Origin of the sequence: Escherichia sp. F1, from assembly GCF_046764225.1 — a bacterium.
GTDB classification, from domain to species: Bacteria; Pseudomonadota; Gammaproteobacteria; order Enterobacterales; family Enterobacteriaceae; genus Escherichia; species Escherichia coli.
On sequence record NZ_CP177202.1, the window covers coordinates 773,742 to 792,497 of the forward strand.

At 52.3% G+C, this 18,756-nt stretch carries 11 protein-coding genes; 8 read left to right on the plus strand and 3 right to left on the minus strand.

The window, feature by feature from the left end:
- Window positions 1-7: 7 nt before the first annotated feature.
- Together ACK8NJ_RS03675 and ACK8NJ_RS03680 are read right to left on the minus strand one after the other, a co-directional pair.
- On the minus strand, window positions 8-922 hold the full coding sequence (locus ACK8NJ_RS03675; protein ID WP_001590702.1) for an NAD-dependent epimerase/dehydratase family protein: 915 nt from the start codon (window positions 920-922) through the stop codon (window positions 8-10).
- A complete protein-coding gene (locus ACK8NJ_RS03680; RefSeq protein ID WP_411962129.1) occupies window positions 919-2,643 on the minus strand; it encodes a fatty acyl-AMP ligase in 1,725 nt (574 codons plus the stop codon). Before ACK8NJ_RS03680 ends, ACK8NJ_RS03675 begins: the two co-directional genes overlap by 4 nt.
- A 371-nt stretch (window positions 2,644-3,014) precedes the next feature.
- On the opposite strand from ACK8NJ_RS03680, the gene yghO reads away from it, so the two are divergent.
- Complete coding sequence (yghO, locus tag ACK8NJ_RS03685; RefSeq protein ID WP_000388786.1) at window positions 3,015-4,157, plus strand: protein YghO; 1,143 nt, start codon at window positions 3,015-3,017, stop codon at window positions 4,155-4,157.
- Between the two features lie 6 nt (window positions 4,158-4,163).
- Here the strand turns inward: yghO and glcC are convergent, their stop codons facing one another.
- Window positions 4,164-4,928 carry a transcriptional regulator GlcC gene (gene glcC / locus ACK8NJ_RS03690; protein ID WP_001308944.1) on the minus strand — a complete coding sequence of 255 codons (765 nt, stop codon included), beginning with the start codon at window positions 4,926-4,928 and terminating at the stop codon, window positions 4,164-4,166.
- 250 nt (window positions 4,929-5,178) lie between these two features.
- On the opposite strand from glcC, the gene glcD reads away from it, so the two are divergent.
- The 7 genes from glcD (at window position 5,179) to sslE (ending at window position 18,645) form a co-directional block, all read left to right on the plus strand.
- Complete coding sequence (gene glcD / locus ACK8NJ_RS03695; protein ID WP_411962130.1) at window positions 5,179-6,678, plus strand: glycolate oxidase subunit GlcD; 1,500 nt, start codon at window positions 5,179-5,181, stop codon at window positions 6,676-6,678.
- On the plus strand, window positions 6,678-7,730 hold the full coding sequence (gene glcE / locus ACK8NJ_RS03700; protein WP_001600485.1) for a glycolate oxidase subunit GlcE: 1,053 nt from the start codon (window positions 6,678-6,680) through the stop codon (window positions 7,728-7,730). The genes glcD and glcE overlap by 1 nt, the downstream gene beginning before the upstream one ends.
- A gap of 10 nt (window positions 7,731-7,740) precedes the next feature.
- Window positions 7,741-8,964, plus strand: a complete 1,224-nt coding sequence (gene glcF, locus ACK8NJ_RS03705) for a glycolate oxidase subunit GlcF (RefSeq protein ID WP_411962131.1) — start codon at window positions 7,741-7,743, stop codon at window positions 8,962-8,964.
- A 4-nt stretch (window positions 8,965-8,968) separates the two neighbouring features.
- Window positions 8,969-9,373 (plus strand): GlcG family protein, encoded by a 405-nt coding sequence (locus tag ACK8NJ_RS03710; RefSeq protein WP_001301057.1) that lies wholly within the window; start codon window positions 8,969-8,971, stop codon window positions 9,371-9,373.
- Window positions 9,374-9,394: 21 nt separating this feature from the next.
- On the plus strand, window positions 9,395-11,566 hold the full coding sequence (gene glcB / locus ACK8NJ_RS03715; protein ID WP_411962132.1) for a malate synthase G: 2,172 nt from the start codon (window positions 9,395-9,397) through the stop codon (window positions 11,564-11,566).
- A 354-nt stretch (window positions 11,567-11,920) separates the two neighbouring features.
- Window positions 11,921-13,603: a glycolate permease GlcA gene (gene glcA / locus ACK8NJ_RS03720; RefSeq protein WP_000259302.1), complete on the plus strand. Its 1,683-nt coding sequence runs from the start codon at window positions 11,921-11,923 to the stop codon at window positions 13,601-13,603.
- Window positions 13,604-14,088: 485 nt separating this feature from the next.
- Entirely contained in the window at window positions 14,089-18,645 is a 4,557-nt protein-coding gene (sslE, locus tag ACK8NJ_RS03725) for a lipoprotein metalloprotease SslE (protein WP_411962133.1), read from the plus strand.
- The last annotated feature ends 111 nt before the right edge of the window (window positions 18,646-18,756 follow it).

Consider the following 18,756-nt stretch of genomic DNA (forward strand, 5'->3'; position numbering starts at 1 on the left):
AAGACAATCAAAATAGCCCGTTGCGTAATGCGTGTTCCAGGCTAATCCCGGGAAACCAATTAATATCTTCAGAAATACGGTTATTACTTGCTGACCAGTCGGCGTGGGTTAATTCACGGATTTTCGAGCGGGTCAGCATAGGTTCTTTACCTGCCAGGCGACTCAACGTGGTACTGATATCCGCAAGGCAGGTGAGTACCGACAGAGGAATACCAACCATTCGAACGGAACCGCAACGGGCGTCGGCGGCAAGCTGTCTTACGCGTTGCCAGTCATAGCCGCCGGCGACGCCATCGCATAATTCATAGGTTTGCGTCTGTACAGTTTCGGCGCTTAACCACTGCCCCACGGCTTGCGCGAAATCGGTGACGTGCAGGAAAGAGAGCTGTGTATCTGGCGCACCAAGTCGTGGCAGCAGGCCGCGCAGCATCCAGTCAAACAGCGGTTTTAACTCTTTATCGCCGGGACCATACACGGCTGTCGGGCGAAAAACGCCCAGCGTAATTTCATCAGCCATTGCAGTCAGTCGTTGTTCGGCGACGTGTTTGGAATTTGCGTACCAGGAGAGTTCGGGATGGCGCGCCGCCAGCGAAGAGATAAACAGAAAACGTTGGCAAAAGCCGCTCTCTTTTGCCGCTTGCATCAGTCGCAGGCTGCCGTCAACGTTACAGCGGGTAAAAATCTCTTCTTTGTGCCCGCGCACTTGCCCGGCGCAATGGACCACCGCGCTGGCTCCGGCAACCAGTTCGCTAAGTGAATGAGTATCTTCCAGAGAACCGCGCACCCAGATGAGATTGTCATTGACGTGAGCGCGGGCAGTACGCGTCAATGCGCGAACGTGAAAGCCGCGGGCGAGCAGGTTATCGATAATATATTTACCGATAAACCCGGTAGCGCCCGTCACCGCGACAGTTTGATTCATGCCAGGGATTCCTGCACATGAAGGCTTGCAGCATAAGCCTTCTGATAACGTTTTTTCGCTTCCGCACGGGCAGGCTTGCCGGAGGACGTTCGGGGAATACTGTGGGGCGGCAACAGATCGATAGCCGCGGTCACGCCAAATTCGCTTTGGATCCGTGCTGCCAGCGCGTGGATAAGCTGCCCGCGACGTTCTTCATCGCTGATCCGACACTGGATCTGCAAAATGATTTTTTCCTGGGCGGTAACAAAAGCAATCGCATCGCCAGAATGAATTTCCGGTTCCTGTTCCGCAATATATTCAATATCCTGCGGCCAGATATTACGGCCACGAATAATAATCAGATCTTTAATGCGTCCGGTGACATACAGATAACCGTCCAGCAGATAACCGAGGTCGCCGGTGTCTAACCAGCCCGTCGCGGCAATCTCGTCTTGTGAAATCTGGTCGCCAAAGTAACCGCTCATCAGGCTAGGGCCGGAGATGCAAATATGGCCTACCGCACGTTCCGCGACAGGTATACCTGCTTCATTGCGGATTTCAATGCCATGTTCCGGCAACGCTTTACCGCAGTTGACGAAAGTCGATACGGCGCGTGTTTCAGCATCCGGCGCGACGGCTTTGCCCTGATATTCAAGGATGTCGCGATCCACTTCGTTAACCACAACCCCGGAAGCTTCATCAGAGAAGCTGACAGCCAGCGCATTTTCTGCCAGTCCGTAGCACGGCATGAAAGTTTTATCGTCAAAGTTGACCTGACGGAAACATTCAGCGAATTGATGGAGTTGTTCTGCGGAGATGGGTTCTGCGCCAATACCAGCGACGCGCCAGCAGGAAAGATCCAGTTCAGCGAGATCTTTTTCATTCACGCGGCGCTGGCACAATTCATAGCCAAACGGCGGCGCAACGGAAACGGTGCCGCGATTTTTACTGATCAATTTAAGCCATTGCAGAGGACGCATGGCAAAATCCTGAGTGCGCAAATAATCTACTGAAAGCTGCGTGGCGACGGGGGTCAGGAGAAAGCCGACCAGTCCCATATCATGGTAGAAAGGCAGCCAGGAGACGCAGCGGTCGCCAGGGCGTAATTTAATACCATCGTGGCTTATAGCACGTAGATTAGCCATCACTTCGCGATGGGTGATAATGACGCCACGGGGAAAACGGGTGCTGCCGGAGGTGTACTGGAGGTAGGCGATATCGTTCGGAACTGGACGCTGGAGCGCAACATCGGCTTCCGGTAATGCCTTAAACCAGGCGTGGCTTAAAACATGTAATTCGGGGTTGTTGTTATGCGTCGCGGCATTGACCAGCGGTAACCACTCATCACCAGTGATAATGGCTGCGGGCTGGCAACTTGCCAGTAAACCCTGCAGTTTGGCGCTCCAGGAATCCCGCTGACCGACGCCCATTGGAATCGCCAACGGGACGGCGACTAAGCCGGCATACTGGCAGGAAAAAAAAGCCTCTACGAACCCGCTACTGGTTTCGGCAATCAGCGCCACGCGATCGCCTTTTTTCAGGTTCAGCGATAACAACCGCTTCGCACCAGCTTCGGCACGCGCTTTTAACGTCTGATATTCCAGTTGATCTTCAAGTTGGCAACGTCTGTCATAAAAATTCATTCCGGCGCTACTCAGAGCGGCGTAGTCCAAAGCATCAACCAGCGTTGGAAAATCGGCATAGCGCATAGGTAGGGAATGCGTAAAGATTTTATTAGACATATACACCACGAAAAAATTGGATATCAAAAATAAAATGACAATAATGCGGTGGATTATATAGGCATAAAAGATAAATGAGATAGTATTTTCATCAGTGTGAAAATGAACATTGATTTAAATAATGAGTTTGAGTTTTTTTGTTTTTATTGTGAATGATATTTAATTTATGAATGTATTAAGAAGAAGCCTTGTCCGGTCGCCTTAAATCGACAAAAGGCATTGTGGCGCTTCTGTGTAGTCTCTGACCTTATCGTAATCATTAATAAATACTATTTATTCGTCGTTTGTATTCATTGGGTTGATTATTAAGGTGCCGTTCGTTGCTGTTGCAACCTGTTTGTCACCGTTAATTATTTGTTACCCACAGAACTATGGAATGCGATCTGCTGATGATTAAAATTGAAAAAGTAATTAATAAAAATGACCTTAAGGCATTTATCGCTTTTCCGTCATCACTTTATCCCGACGATCCAAACTGGATACCCCCTTTATTCATTGAACGCAACGAGCATTTGTCTGCGAAAAATCCGGGGACGGACCATATCATCTGGCAGGCGTGGGTGGCAAAAAAAGCGGGGCAGATAGTTGGGCGTATTACCGCGCAAATAGATACCTTGCACCGCGAGCGTTACGGTGAAGATACCGGTCATTTCGGCATGATTGACGCCATTGATGATCCGCAGGTTTTTGCCGCGTTGTTTGGCGCAGCGGAAGCGTGGTTGAAGTCACAAGGTGCAAGTAAGATCAGCGGTCCTTTCAGCCTGAATATCAATCAGGAAAGCGGATTACTGATTGAAGGTTTCGATACACCACCCTGTGCGATGATGCCGCACGGTAAACCGTGGTATGCCGCGCATATTGAACAATTGGGTTATCACAAAGGCATTGATTTACTAGCGTGGTGGATGCAGCGAACCGATCTCACTTTCTCTCCGGCGCTAAAAAAACTGATGGATCAGGTGCGTAAGAAGGTGACCATTCGCTGCATCAATCGCCAGCGGTTTGCCGAAGAGATGCAGATCCTGCGTGAGATTTTCAACTCTGGCTGGCAGCACAACTGGGGATTTGTGCCGTTTACCGAACATGAATTCGCGACCATGGGCGATCAACTTAAATATCTGGTGCCGGACGATATGATCTACATCGCTGAGATTGATTCTGCACCCTGCGCGTTTATTGTCGGCTTGCCAAACATCAACGAGGCGATTGCCGATCTGAACGGATCGCTCTTTCCCTTCGGCTGGGCAAAATTGCTGTGGCGTTTAAAAGTCAGCGGTGTGCGAACTGCGCGAGTACCGCTGATGGGCGTGCGGGACGAGTATCAGTTCAGCCGCATCGGCCCGGTGATTGCGCTGTTATTGATTGAAGCCTTACGCGATCCGTTTGCCCGCCGGAAGATCGATGCGCTGGAGATGTCATGGATCCTCGAAACCAATACAGGCATGAATAACATGCTGGAACGCATTGGGGCGGAGCCGTACAAGCGTTACCGATTGTATGAAAAGCAGATTTGATGGCAGTCACCCCTGCTTCATCTCCAGCGGCACCGCCGAGCGAATCAAATGGTGGCCTTCCAGCTCGATATCGTGGAGATTCTTTTTCACGGTCCGCACATGATCGCGTGCTGCGCGCTGGGCGACGTGCGGCAGACGCTGCAACACCGCGTTGTAGATCCGCGCATGCTGGCGATCGATCTGCTTTTTTTGCTGTGGTCGATGGTAGAGATTATTTACGCTGGCAAACACTGAATTAAACATCAGATCGGTCAATGATTGCAGCGTAAACACCAACACCTGATTGTGAGAAGCCTGACAAATGGCGAGATGGAAAGCGTGATCCAACTGCGCATGTTCGATCAGCGAAATCTCTTTGTTGTTCTCACTGGCGGCGAGCATTTTTTCATAACAGCGGGTTATCACAACAAAATCAGCCTGCGTTCCCAGCGTTGCCGCCAGCCTTGCCGATTCGCCCTCCAGCAATGCGCGAACGTCGAGCAGATCATACAGCGTTCGCGGCTGCGTACTGAACAGATGGATCAGCGGGCTGGTGTCCTGCACCCGATTAAGCCGTGCGACACGAGAATCGCGACCCTGCGCCGTTTCAATAATCCCGCGCCCGCGCAGCACGGTCAGCCCTTCACGCAGTGCGGAGCGTGAGAAGCCGAGCTTTTCACACAGTCGACGTTCCGAGGGAAGCGGCTGACCGACCTTCAGTACGCCGTCGATAATTAACCGTTCGATACTCTCTGCAACCACTTCGCAAATAGGGCGACGTTCATCTTTCATTCCCGGACCTCGTGCACAGGTAGGACCAATTTTTCTGTTCTTGACTCGCAAAACACGCACATCACGTAAGTGATTATGTTACATAAATTTAACATTAAGTTAACCAAGACAAGGTCACAGAGCTGGAAAAAAAATGGTCTGACCGGTAGCTAAAGAGATAGACGAAAACGAAAAGCCCGCTTAATAACTGTTCACAGAAGCAGCGCGCAAAAATCAGCTGCCACACAACACAACAAAGCGAAGCCTACTCATGAGCATCTTGTACGAAGAGCGTCTTGATGGCGCTTTACCCGATGTCGACCGCACATCGGTACTGATGGCACTGCGTGAGCATGTCCCTGGACTGGAGATTCTGCATACCGATGAGGAGATCATTCCTTACGAGTGTGACGGGTTGAGCGCGTATCGCACGCGTCCATTACTGGTTGTTCTGCCTAAGCAAATGGAACAGGTGACATCGATTCTGGCTGTCTGCCACCGCCTGCGTGTACCGGTGGTGACCCGTGGTGCAGGCACCGGGCTTTCTGGTGGCGCGCTGCCGCTGGAAAAAGGTGTGTTGTTGGTGATGGCGCGCTTTAAAGAGATCCTCGACATTAACCCCATTGGTCGCCGCGCGCGCGTGCAGCCGGGCGTGCGTAACCTGGCGATCTCCCAGGCCGTTGCGCCGCATAATCTCTATTACGCGCCGGATCCGTCCTCACAAATCGCCTGTTCAATTGGCGGCAATGTGGCGGAAAATGCCGGTGGCGTCCACTGCCTGAAATATGGTCTGACCGTACATAACCTGCTGAAAATTGAAGTGCAAACGCTGGACGGCGAGGCGCTGACGCTGGGATCGGATGCGCTGGATTCGCCTGGTTTTGACCTGCTGGCGCTGTTCACCGGATCGGAAGGTATGCTCGGCGTGACCACCGAGGTGACGGTAAAACTGCTGCCGAAGCCGCCCGTGGCGCGGGTTCTGTTAGCCAGCTTTGACTCGGTAGAAAAAGCCGGACTTGCGGTTGGTGACATCATCGCCAATGGCATTATCCCCGGCGGGCTGGAGATGATGGATAACCTGTCGATCCGCGCAGCGGAAGATTTTATTCATGCCGGTTATCCCGTCGACGCCGAAGCGATTTTGTTATGCGAGCTGGACGGCGTGGAGTCTGACGTACAGGAGGACTGCGAGCGGGTTAACGACATCTTGCTGAAAGCGGGCGCGACTGACGTCCGTCTGGCACAGGACGAAGCAGAGCGCGTACGTTTCTGGGCCGGTCGCAAAAATGCGTTCCCTGCGGTAGGACGAATCTCCCCGGATTACTACTGCATGGATGGCACCATCCCGCGCCGCGCCCTGCCTGGCGTACTGGAAGGCATTGCCCGTTTATCGCAGCAATATGATTTACGCGTTGCCAACGTCTTTCATGCCGGAGACGGCAACATGCACCCGTTAATCCTTTTCGATGCCAACGAACCCGGTGAATTTGCCCGCGCGGAAGAGCTGGGCGGGAAGATCCTCGAACTCTGCGTTGAAGTTGGCGGCAGCATCAGTGGGGAACATGGCATCGGGCGCGAAAAAATCAATCAAATGTGCGCCCAGTTCAACAGCGATGAAATCACGACCTTCCATGCGGTCAAGGCGGCGTTTGACCCCGATGGTTTGCTGAACCCTGGGAAAAACATTCCCACGCTACACCGCTGTGCTGAATTTGGTGCCATGCATGTGCATCACGGTCATTTACCTTTCCCTGAACTGGAGCGTTTCTGATGCTACGTGAGTGTGATTACAGCCAGGCGCTGCTGGAGCAGGTGAATCAGGCGATTAGCGATAAAACGCCGCTGGTGATTCAGGGCAGCAATAGCAAAGCCTTTTTAGGTCGTCCTGTCACCGGGCAAACGCTGGATGTGCGTTGTCATCGCGGCATTGTTAATTACGACCCGACCGAGCTGGTGATAACCGCTCGTGCCGGAACGCCGCTGGTGGCGATTGAAGCGGCGCTGGAGAGCGCCGGGCAAATGCTCCCCTGCGAGCCGCCACATTATGGTGAAGAAGCCACCTGGGGCGGGATGGTCGCCTGCGGGCTGGCGGGGCCGCGTCGCCCGTGGAGCGGTTCGGTCCGCGATTTTGTCCTCGGCACGCGCATCATTACCGGCACTGGAAAACATCTGCGTTTTGGTGGCGAAGTGATGAAAAACGTTGCCGGATACGATCTCTCACGGTTAATGGCCGGAAGCTACGGTTGTCTGGGTGTGCTCACTGAAATCTCGATGAAAGTGTTACCGCGACCACGCGCCACCCTGAGTCTGCGTCGGGAAATCAGCCTCCAAGAAGCCATGAATGAAATCGCCCAGTGGCAACTCCAGCCATTACCCATTAGTGGCTTATGTTACTTCGACAATGCGTTGTGGATCCGCCTTGAGGGCGGCGAAGGATCGGTAAAAGCAGCGCGTGAACTGCTGGGGGGCGAAGAGGTTGCGGGTCAGTTCTGGCAGCAATTGCGTGAACAACAACTGCCGTTCTTCTCGTTACCAGGTACCTTATGGCGCATTTCCTTACCCAGCGATGCGCCGATGATAGATTTACCCGGCGAGCAACTGATCGACTGGGGCGGGGCGCTACGCTGGCTGAAATCGACAGCCGAGGACAATCAAATCCATCGCATCGCCCGCAACGCTGGCGGTCATGCGACCCGCTTTAGTGCCGGAGATGGTGGTTTTGCCCCGCTACCGGCTCCTTTATTCCGCTATCACCAGCAGCTTAAACAGCAGCTCGACCCTTGCGGCGTGTTTAACCCCGGTCGCATGTACGCGGAACTTTGAGGAGCAGGCTATGCAAACCCAATTAACTGAAGAGATGCGGCAGAACGCGCGGGCGCTGGAAGCCGACAGCATCCTGCGCGCCTGTGTTCACTGCGGATTTTGTACCGCAACCTGCCCAACCTATCAGCTCCTGGGCGATGAACTGGACGGGCCGCGCGGGCGCATCTATCTGATTAAACAGGTGCTGGAAGGCAACGAAGTCACGCTTAAAACACAGGAGCATCTCGATCGCTGTCTCACTTGCCGCAATTGTGAAACCACCTGTCCTTCTGGTGTGCGCTATCACAATTTGCTGGATATCGGGCGTGATATTGTCGAGCAGAAAGTGAAACGCCCACTGCCGGAGCGAATACTGCGCGAAGGATTGCGCCAGGTAGTGCCGCGTCCGGCGGTGTTTCGTGCGCTGACGCAGGTAGGGCTGGTGCTGCGACCGTTTTTACCGGAGCAGGTCAGAGCAAAACTGCCTGCCGAAACGGTGAAAGCTAAACCGCGTCCGCCGCTGCGCCATAAGCGTCGGGTTTTAATGCTGGAAGGCTGCGCCCAGCCTACGCTTTCGCCCAACACCAACGCGGCAACTGCGCGAGTGCTGGATCGTCTGGGGATCAGCGTCATGCCAGCTAACGAAGCAGGCTGTTGTGGCGCGGTGGACTATCATCTTAATGCGCAAGAGAAAGGGCTGGCACGGGCGCGCAATAATATTGATGCCTGGTGGCCCGCGATTGAAGCAGGTGTCGAGGCAATTTTGCAAACCGCCAGCGGTTGTGGCGCGTTCGTCAAAGAGTATGGGCAGATGCTGAAAAACGATGCGTTGTATGCCGATAAAGCGCGTCAGGTCAGTGAGCTGGCGGTCGATTTAGTCGAATTTCTGCGCGAGGAACCGCTGGAAAAACTGGCAATTCGCGGCGATAAAAAACTGGCCTTCCACTGCCCGTGTACCCTACAACATGCGCAAAAGCTGAACGGCGAAGTGGAAAAAGTGTTATTTCGTCTTGGATTTACCTTAACGGACGTTCCCGACAGCCATCTGTGCTGCGGTTCAGCGGGAACATATGCGTTAACGCATCCCGATCTGGCACGCCAGCTGCGGGATAACAAAATGAATGCGCTGGAAAGCGGCAAACCGGAAATGATCGTCACCGCCAACATTGGTTGCCAGACGCATCTGGCGAGCGCCGGTCGTACCTCTGTGCGTCACTGGATTGAAATTGTAGAACAAGCCCTTGAAAAGGAATAACAAAATGAAAACTAAAGTCATTCTTAGCCAGCAAATGGCGAGTGCAATTATTGCCGCAGGTCAGGAAGAGGCGCAGAAAAATAACTGGTCTGTTTCCATTGCTGTTGCCGATGACGGCGGTCATCTGCTGGCGTTAAGTCGCATGGATGATTGCGCGCCAATTGCGGCTTACATCTCCCAGGAGAAAGCGCGTACCGCCGCGCTGGGGCGTCGTGAAACTAAGGGCTATGAAGAGATGGTGAACAACGGACGTACCGCGTTCGTGACTGCGCCGTTACTGACGTCGCTGGAAGGCGGCGTACCGGTTGTTGTGGATGGGCAAATTATTGGTACCGTGGGAGTTTCTGGTTTAACCGGAGCACAGGATGCGCAGGTCGCGAAAGCGGCAGCAGCGGTGTTGGCGAAATAAGCGAAAACGAGGAGATAAATAATGAGTGAAACCATAACCCAGGGCCGTTTACGCATTGACGCCAATTTTAAACGTTTTGTGGATGAAGAAGTTTTGCCGGGAACAGGGTTGGACGCTGCGGCGTTCTGGCGCAATGTTGATGAGATCGTTCACGATCTGGCACCAGAAAATCGTCAGTTGCTGGCAGAACGCGATCGCATTCAGGCGGCGCTTGATGAGTGGCATCGCAGCAATCCGGGGCCGGTTAAAGATAAAGCGGCCTATAAATCTTTCCTGCGTGAACTGGGCTACCTGGTGCCACAACCGGATCGCGTGACGGTGGAAACCACGGGCATTGACAGCGAAATCACCAGCCAGGCGGGGCCACAGCTGGTGGTTCCGGCAATGAACGCCCGCTACGCGCTGAACGCGGCGAACGCTCGCTGGGGCTCACTGTACGATGCGTTATACGGCAGCGACATCATCCCGCAGGAAGGGGCGATGGTCAGCGGCTACGATCCGCAGCGCGGTGAGCAGGTTATCGCCTGGGTTCGGCGTTTCCTCGATGAATCACTACCGCTGGAAAACGGCAGCTATCAGGATGTGGTGGCGTTTAAGGTGGTTGATAAACAATTACGCATCCAGTTGAAAAATGGTAAAGAAACCACGTTACGCACCCCGGCGCAGTTTGTCGGTTACCGTGGCAATGCCGCTGCGCCGTCCTGCATTTTGCTGAAAAATAACGGCCTGCATATTGAGCTGCAAATCGATGCCAACGGGCGGATTGGCAAAGACGATCCGGCGCATATCAACGATGTTATCGTCGAAGCGGCCATCAGTACCATTCTCGACTGCGAAGATTCGGTCGCGGCGGTTGATGCGGAAGATAAAATCCTGCTGTACCGCAATCTGCTGGGTCTGATGCAGGGAACTCTGCAAGAGAAAATGGAAAAAAACGGTCGGCAAATCGTGCGTAAACTGAATGACGATCGTCATTACACCGCCGCCGATGGCTCTGAAATTTCTCTGCACGGACGCTCGCTGCTGTTTATCCGCAACGTGGGTCATTTGATGACCATTCCTGTGATTTGGGACAGCGAAGGCAATGAAATCCCGGAAGGCATTCTTGATGGCGTCATGACTGGCGCGATTGCCCTCTATGATTTAAAAGTGCAGAAAAACTCGCGCACTGGCAGCGTCTATATTGTGAAACCGAAAATGCACGGTCCGCAGGAAGTGGCGTTCGCCAACAAACTGTTTACCCGCATTGAGACAATGCTCGGTATGGCACCGAATACCCTGAAAATGGGCATTATGGATGAAGAACGTCGGACCTCGCTGAACTTGCGTAGCTGTATCGCTCAGGCGCGCAACCGCGTGGCGTTCATCAATACCGGTTTCCTCGACCGTACCGGCGATGAAATGCATTCGGTGATGGAAGCTGGCCCGATGCTGCGTAAAAATCAGATGAAATCGACGCCGTGGATCAAAGCCTACGAGCGTAATAACGTGCTTTCCGGTCTGTTCTGTGGGCTGCGCGGTAAAGCGCAAATTGGTAAAGGCATGTGGGCAATGCCGGACCTGATGGCAGACATGTACAGCCAGAAGGGCGACCAACTGCGTGCCGGGGCAAACACAGCCTGGGTTCCGTCACCAACCGCTGCTACGCTCCATGCGCTGCACTACCACCAAACCAACGTACAGAGCGTGCAGGCCAACATTGCCCAGAGCGAGTTCAATGCTGAATTTGAACCGCTGCTGGACGATCTGTTGACCATTCCGGTTGCTGAAAACGCTAACTGGTCGGTGGAAGAGATCCAACAAGAGCTGGATAACAACGTGCAGGGGATTCTGGGGTACGTGGTGCGTTGGGTGGAGCAGGGGATTGGTTGTTCAAAAGTGCCGGATATTCACAACGTGGCGCTGATGGAAGACCGCGCAACGCTGCGTATCTCCAGCCAGCATATCGCCAACTGGTTACGTCACGGTATTCTGACCAAAGAACAGGTGCAGGCGTCGCTGGAGAATATGGCGAAAGTGGTTGATCAGCAAAACGCTGGCGATCCGGCTTATCGTCCGATGGCGGGGAATTTCGCTAACTCGTGTGCTTTTAAAGCTGCCAGCGATTTAATCTTCCTCGGCGTGAAACAGCCAAACGGCTATACCGAACCGTTATTACACGCCTGGCGTTTACGCGAAAAAGAAAGTCATTAATAGCGTCAAAAAAGCCCCGGCAAGTTTTATTGTCGGGGCTATGATAGTAACTGCGGTAGTACATTTATCCCGGAAATAACCGGAGCGATTATCAGGGTTTAACAATATTAAATACCCGTAGCGCATTACTAGCGGGCCTAAAACAACAATATGGACATCTTAACGATATTCTGCGCCTGCGTGTGCGGAACAGAAACCCTTACCCGATATACTTGTTATGCCAGAGGTAGCAATTGCGTTAGCGGCGTACTGTTGCTGTAAAGTATAACGCCTATATTTTACAGTTCAGTCCTCTTTTGCTTATTACAACCTTAAGTATATCAAGCATATAAAGATAATAAGAGACTGAACAATATGGTTACCTGGACCCAAATGTATATGCCGATGGGAGGACTGGGGCTATCCGCTCTGGTCGCCCTGATCCCGATAATATTCTTCTTCGTTGCACTCGCGGTATTACGTCTGAAAGGACATGTCGCTGGAGCAATAACCCTTATATTATCTATCCTGATTGCAATATTCGCCTTTAAAATGCCGATTGATATGGCATTTGCTGCTGCGGGCTATGGCTTTATTTATGGATTATGGCCTATTGCGTGGATTATTGTTGCGGCGGTGTTCCTCTATAAATTAACCGTTGCCAGCGGTCAGTTCGATATTATCCGCAGCTCGGTTATCTCCATCACTGACGATCAGCGTTTGCAGGTGTTACTGATTGGTTTCTCCTTTGGCGCGCTGCTGGAAGGGGCGGCTGGCTTTGGTGCGCCGGTGGCGATTACCGGTGCGCTGCTGGTGGGCCTGGGCTTCAAACCGTTATACGCGGCGGGGCTGTGTCTGATTGCCAACACTGCGCCGGTGGCGTTTGGTGCGTTGGGCGTGCCGATTCTGGTCGCCGGTCAGGTAACGGGAATCGATCCGTTCCACATTGGCGCAATGGCGGGACGTCAGTTACCGTTCCTGTCGGTTCTTGTGCCGTTCTGGCTGGTAGCAATGATGGACGGCTGGAAAGGGGTGAAAGAGACGTGGCCAGCGGCGCTGGTTGCTGGGGGAAGCTTCGCTGTCACGCAGTTCTTTACCTCTAACTATATTGGTCCGGAACTGCCGGATATTACTTCGGCGCTGGTGAGTATCGTCTCACTCGCTTTATTCCTTAAAGTCTGGCGGCCGAAAAATACCGAAACGGCAATCAGCATGGGACAATCCGCAGGTGCGATGGTGGTGAATAAACCATCTTCTGGCGGTCCCGTGCCTTCAGAATATAGTCTGGGGCAAATCATTCGTGCGTGGTCACCGTTTTTAATCTTAACGGTGCTGGTCACCATCTGGACCATGAAGCCGTTTAAAGCGTTATTTGCTCCGGGCGGCGCGTTTTATTCACTGGTGATTAATTTCCAGATCCCTCATTTGCATCAACAAGTGTTGAAAGCGGCACCCATTGTCGCCCAACCAACGCCAATGGATGCGGTGTTTAAATTCGACCCTCTCTCGGCTGGCGGCACCGCTATTTTTATTGCGGCGATTATCTCTATCTTCATCCTCGGCGTGGGCATCAAGAAAGGGATTGGCGTCTTTGCCGAAACGCTAATTAGTCTGAAGTGGCCGATATTGTCGATTGGCATGGTGCTGGCGTTCGCCTTCGTCACCAACTATTCCGGTATGTCCACCACGCTGGCGCTGGTACTGGCAGGTACAGGCGTGATGTTCCCGTTCTTTTCGCCATTCCTCGGCTGGCTGGGGGTATTCCTTACCGGCTCGGACACTTCCTCTAACGCCCTGTTTGGTTCACTGCAATCGACCACGGCGCAGCAAATCAACGTCTCTGACACTCTGCTGGTGGCAGCAAACACCAGCGGCGGCGTAACTGGCAAGATGATCTCCCCGCAATCTATCGCCGTGGCCTGCGCCGCGACGGGCATGGTGGGCCGAGAATCTGAACTGTTCCGCTACACCGTGAAGCACAGTCTGATTTTTGCCAGCGTTATCGGCATTATCACGCTGTTGCAGGCGTATGTGTTTACTGGGATGTTAGTTTCGTAAATCAATAAAGCCGGATGATCGTTAATATCATCCGGCTTCATTTACATTATTCTGTCTTATTAATGGGGAATTATTTCCTGCTTTATTATCCATGAAATAATAATGTTTTACGTTCAGATAACCTGCTAAATAATTAAGAGCGTGAGAATATCTGTTTTTTTATCACGCAAAACAAGTCTGTATTAATTATGTTCGCTTGATGAGCAAACACCGTTCTATCTGTTGCTTTTGCAATCTTAATCGTTAAAACTACCAACAAATTTATATAGTTATGTTGTGAGAAATTGTTAATTTTTTGTTTGTTGAAATTTCGTAAAAATAAACAGACAGACATCAAATAGGGGTTATTCTTATAAATTTCACCTGTTTTTCTATCAGTGATGCCGTTTTCTTAAGAATGGAGGAAGTTATTAGAGAAGATAAAGCATAAAACTATTTCTCCCAGTTACGAATTTTTTAACATTGTTTTGTCACTTGCGTTATTAATGAATAAGAAATTTAAATATAAGAAATCGCTTTTAGCGGCTATTTTGAGCGCAACCCTGTTAGCCGGTTGTGATGGCGGTGGTTCCGGATCTTCCTCCGATACGCCGCCTGTAGATTCTGGAACAGGGTCTTTGCCGGAAGTGAAACCTGATCCAACACCAAACCCGGAGCCGACGCCTGAGCCAACGCCGGACCCAGAACCTACGCCGGAACCGACACCTGATCCAGAGCCAGAACCGGAGCCAGAACCTGTTCCTACGAAAACGGGTTATCTGACCCTGGGCGGAAGCCAGCGGGTAACTGGTGCTACCTGTAATGGTGAATCCAGCGATGGCTTTACATTTACACCTGGTGAGGACGTTACTTGCGTGGCGGGTAACACGACAATTGCCACCTTCAACACTCAGTCAGAAGCTGCGCGTAGCCTGCGTGCGGTTGAAAAAGTGTCGTTTAGTCTTGAGGATGCGCAAGAACTGGCGGCTTCCGATGACAAGAAAAGCAATGCGGTTTCGCTGGTAACGTCCAGTAACAGCTGTCCGGCGAATACAGAACAGGTTTGCCTGACGTTCTCCTCAGTGATCGAGAGTAAACGCTTCGACTCGCTGTATAAGCAAATCGATCTGGCACCGGAAGAGTTCAAAAAGCTGGTCAATGAAGAGGTGGAAAACAATGCTGCGACCGATAAAGCGCCATCCACTCATACCTCACCGGTCGTGCCTGTCACCACGCCGGGAACAAAACCGGATCTGAACGCTTCCTTCGTGTCGGCTAACGCGGAACAGTTTTATCAGTATCAACCTTCGGAAATCATTCTCTCCGAAGGCCGACTGGTCGATAGCCAGGGATATGGTGTTGCTGGCGTCAACTACTACACCAATTCAGGCCGTGGCGTGACAGGGGAAAATGGTGAATTTTCCTTTAGCTGGGGCGAAACCATCTCCTTTGGTATCGATACCTTTGAACTGGGGTCAGTGCGCGGCAATAAGTCGACCATTGCATTGACTGAACTGGGTGATGAAGTTCGCGGGGCGAATATCGATCAGCTTATTCATCGCTATTCGACGACCGGGCAAAATAATACCCGTGTTGTTCCGGACGATGTACGCAAGGTCTTTGCCGAATATCCCAACGTGATCAACGAGATTATCAATCTCTCGTTATCCAACGGTGCGACGCTGGATGAAGGTGAGCAAGTTGTTAATCTGCCAAACGAATTTATTGAGCAGTTTAAGACGGGTCAAGCCAAAGAGATCGATACCGCGATTTGTGCGAAAACCGACGGTTGTAACGAGGCTCGCTGGTTCTCGCTGACGACGCGCAATGTTAATGACGGCCAGATTCAGGGCGTTATTAACAAGCTGTGGGGTGTGGATGAAGATTACAAATCGGTGACGAAATTCCACGTCTTTCATGACTCTACCAACTTCTATGGTAGCACCGGTAATGCGCGCGGTCAGGCGGTGGTGAATATCTCTAACGCGGCCTTCCCGATTCTGATGGCGCGTAATGATAAAAACTACTGGCTGGCGTTTGGCGAAAAACGCGCCTGGGATAAAAATGAGCTGGCGTACATTACGGAAGCGCCTTCTCTTGTTGAGCCGGAAAACGTTACGCGCGATACCGCCACCTTTAACCTGCCGTTTATTTCGCTGGGGCAAGTCGGTGAGGGCAAACTGATGGTTATCGGTAACCCGCACTACAACAGCATTTTGCGTTGTCCGAACGGTTACAGCTGGAACGGGGGCGTTAATAAAGACGGGCAGTGTACGCTCAGCGGTGATTCAGATGACATGAAGCACTTCATGCAGAACGTACTGCGCTATCTGTCCGACGATAAATGGACGCCGGACGCGAAAGCCAGCATGACCGTAGGCACCAACCTGGATACTGTCTATTTCAAACGTCATGGTCAGGTTACAGGAAACAGCGCTGAGTTCGGCTTTCATCCGGATTTTGCGGGTATCTCCGTTGAGCATTTAAGTAGCTATGGCGATCTCGATCCACAGGAAATGCCGCTGCTGATCCTTAACGGCTTTGAGTATGTGACTCAGGTGGGGGGCGATCCCTATGCAGTGCCTCTGCGTGCAGATACCAGCAAACCGAAGCTGAGCCAGCAGGATGTGACCGATCTGATCGCCTATCTGAACAAAGGCGGTTCGGTGCTGATCATGGAAAACGTGATGAGCAATCTTAAGGAAGAGAGCGCGTCTGGCTTTGTGCGTCTGCTGGATGCCGCAGGCCTGTCAATGGCACTGAACAAGTCGGTGGTGAATAACGATCCGCAGGGGTATCCGGATCGCGTTCGTCAGCAGCGCGAAAAAGGTATCTGGGTATATGAACGTTATCCGTTTGTTGATGGAAAACCGCCGTATACCATTGATGAAACAACGAATGAAGTTATCTGGAAATACCAGCAAGACAACAAGCCTGATGACAAGCCGAAACTGGAAGTGGCCAGCTGGCTGGAAGATGTCGATGGTAAACAGGTCAAGCGCTATGCCTTTATTGATGAGGCGGAGCATGAAACAAACGAGTCCTTGGAGGCGGCAAAGGCAAAAATCATTAAGGCATTTCCTGGATTAGAGGAGTGTAAGGACTCGACATATCACTACGAAATCAACTGCCTGGAATACCGTCCTGGCACGAACGTTCCGGTTACTGGTGGCATGTATGTTCCGCGCTATACGCAACTGAATCTCAGCGCTGACACTGCAAAAGCGATGGTGCAGGCTGCGGATTTAGGCACCAACATTCAGCGTCTGTATCAGCATGAGCTCTACTTCCGGACCAATGGTCGCAAAGGTGAGCGTCTGAGCAGCGTCGATCTGGAACGTCTGTACCAGAACATGTCGGTCTGGCTGTGGAATGAAATTGAATACAGCTATGACAGCAGCAAGGAAGACGAGCTGGGCTTTAAAACGTTCACCGAGTTCCTGAACTGCTACGCCAACGATGCCTATACTGGCGGCACGCAGTGTTCTGATGAGCTGAAAAAATCGCTGGTCGATAACAACATGATCTACGGCGAGAAGAGCGTTAATAAAGCGGGCATGATGAACCCGAGCTATCCGCTCAACTATATGGAAAAACCGCTGACACGTCTGATGCTGGGTCGTTCCTGGTGGGATCTGAACATCAAAGTTGATGTCGAGAAGTATCCGGGAGCAGTATCGGAAGAGGGGCAGGAGGTTACTGAAAGCATCAGCCTGTACTCGAATCCGACCAAATGGTTTGCGGGTAACATGCAGTCTACTGGTCTGTGGGCTCCGGCTCAAAAAGAGGTCACCATTAAGTCCAATGCGGACGTTCCTGTGACTGTCACCGTGGCGCTGGCCGACGACCTTACCGGACGTGAGAAGCATGAAGTTGCGCTGAACCGTCCGCCAAAAGTGACTAAAACGTACTCTCTGGACGCTAGCGGTACGGTGAAGTTCAAGGTGCCTTACGGTGGCCTGATTTATATCAAGGGCAATAGCTCTACCAATGAATCTGCCAGCTTCACCTTTACTGGCGTGGTAAAAGCACCGTTCTATAAAGACGGCGCATGGAAAAACGATCTGAACTCTCCTGCCCCGCTGGGCGAACTGGAGTCTGCGTCGTTCGTCTATACCACACCGAAGAAGAACCTGAATGCCAGCAATTACACGGGCGGACTGGAGCAATTCGCTAACGATCTGGATACCTTTGCCAGCTCGATGAATGATTTCTACGGTCGTAATGATGAAGACGGTAAGCACCGGATGTTTACCTATAAAAACTTGACGGGCCACAAGCATCGTTTCACCAACGATGTGCAGATCTCCATCGGTGATGCGCACTCGGGTTATCCGGTAATGAACAGCAGCTTCTCGACGAACAGCACCACGCTGCCGACGACGCCGCTGAACGACTGGTTGATCTGGCACGAAGTAGGGCACAACGCCGCCGAAACGCCGCTGACTGTTCCAGGCGCGACCGAAGTGGCGAACAACGTGCTGGCGCTGTACATGCAGGATCGCTATCTCGGCAAGATGAACCGTGTCGCTGACGATATTACCGTCGCACCGGAATATCTGGAGGAGAGCAACGGTCAGGCATGGGCGCGCGGCGGTGCGGGTGACCGTCTGCTGATGTACGCACAACTGAAGGAATGGGCAGAGAAAAACTTTGATATCAAACAGTGGTATCCAGAAGGCTCTCTGCCGGCGTTCTACAGCGATCGTGAAGGGATGAAAGGCTGGAACCTGTTCCAGTTGATGCACCGTAAAGCACGCGGCGATGATGTTGGTAAAACCAAGTTTGGCGAAAGAAATTACTGTGCTGAGTCAAACGGTAACGCTGCCGACACGCTGATGCTGTGCGCCTCCTGGGTCGCCCAGACGGATCTTTCGGAGTTCTTTAAGAAATGGAATCCAGGTGCGAATGCTTACCAGCTGCCGGGGGCGAGCGAGATGAGCTTCGAGGGCGGTGTGAGCCAGTCGGCGTACAACACGCTGGCGTCACTCAAGCTGCCGAAACCGGAACAGGGACCGGAAACCATTAACAAGGTTACCGAGCATAAGATGTCTGTCGAGTAATCCTGTATGCCGGATAAGGCGTTCGCGCCGCATCCGGCATGAAATAAGGCGCATCGGGTTGCGCCAGCTTACCGGGCCTGGAGGAAAGCCGTATGGCATACACCTGCAGGC

Bases quoted from the DNA above. Each gene is read 5' to 3' on its own strand.
- ACK8NJ_RS03675 (WP_001590702.1), bottom strand. From the start codon at position 922: ATGAATCAAACTGTCGCGGTGACGGGCGCTACCGGGTTTATCGGTAAA.
- ACK8NJ_RS03680 (WP_411962129.1), bottom strand. From the start codon at position 2,643: ATGTCTAATAAAATCTTTACGCATTCCCTACCTATGCGCTATGCCGAT.
- yghO (WP_000388786.1), top strand. From the start codon at position 3,015: ATGGAATGCGATCTGCTGATGATTAAAATTGAAAAAGTAATTAATAAA.
- glcC (WP_001308944.1), bottom strand. From the start codon at position 4,928: ATGAAAGATGAACGTCGCCCTATTTGCGAAGTGGTTGCAGAGAGTATC.
- glcD (WP_411962130.1), top strand. From the start codon at position 5,179: ATGAGCATCTTGTACGAAGAGCGTCTTGATGGCGCTTTACCCGATGTC.
- glcE (WP_001600485.1), top strand. From the start codon at position 6,678: ATGCTACGTGAGTGTGATTACAGCCAGGCGCTGCTGGAGCAGGTGAAT.
- glcF (WP_411962131.1), top strand. From the start codon at position 7,741: ATGCAAACCCAATTAACTGAAGAGATGCGGCAGAACGCGCGGGCGCTG.
- ACK8NJ_RS03710 (WP_001301057.1), top strand. From the start codon at position 8,969: ATGAAAACTAAAGTCATTCTTAGCCAGCAAATGGCGAGTGCAATTATT.
- glcB (WP_411962132.1), top strand. From the start codon at position 9,395: ATGAGTGAAACCATAACCCAGGGCCGTTTACGCATTGACGCCAATTTT.
- glcA (WP_000259302.1), top strand. From the start codon at position 11,921: ATGGTTACCTGGACCCAAATGTATATGCCGATGGGAGGACTGGGGCTA.
- sslE (WP_411962133.1), top strand. From the start codon at position 14,089: ATGAATAAGAAATTTAAATATAAGAAATCGCTTTTAGCGGCTATTTTG.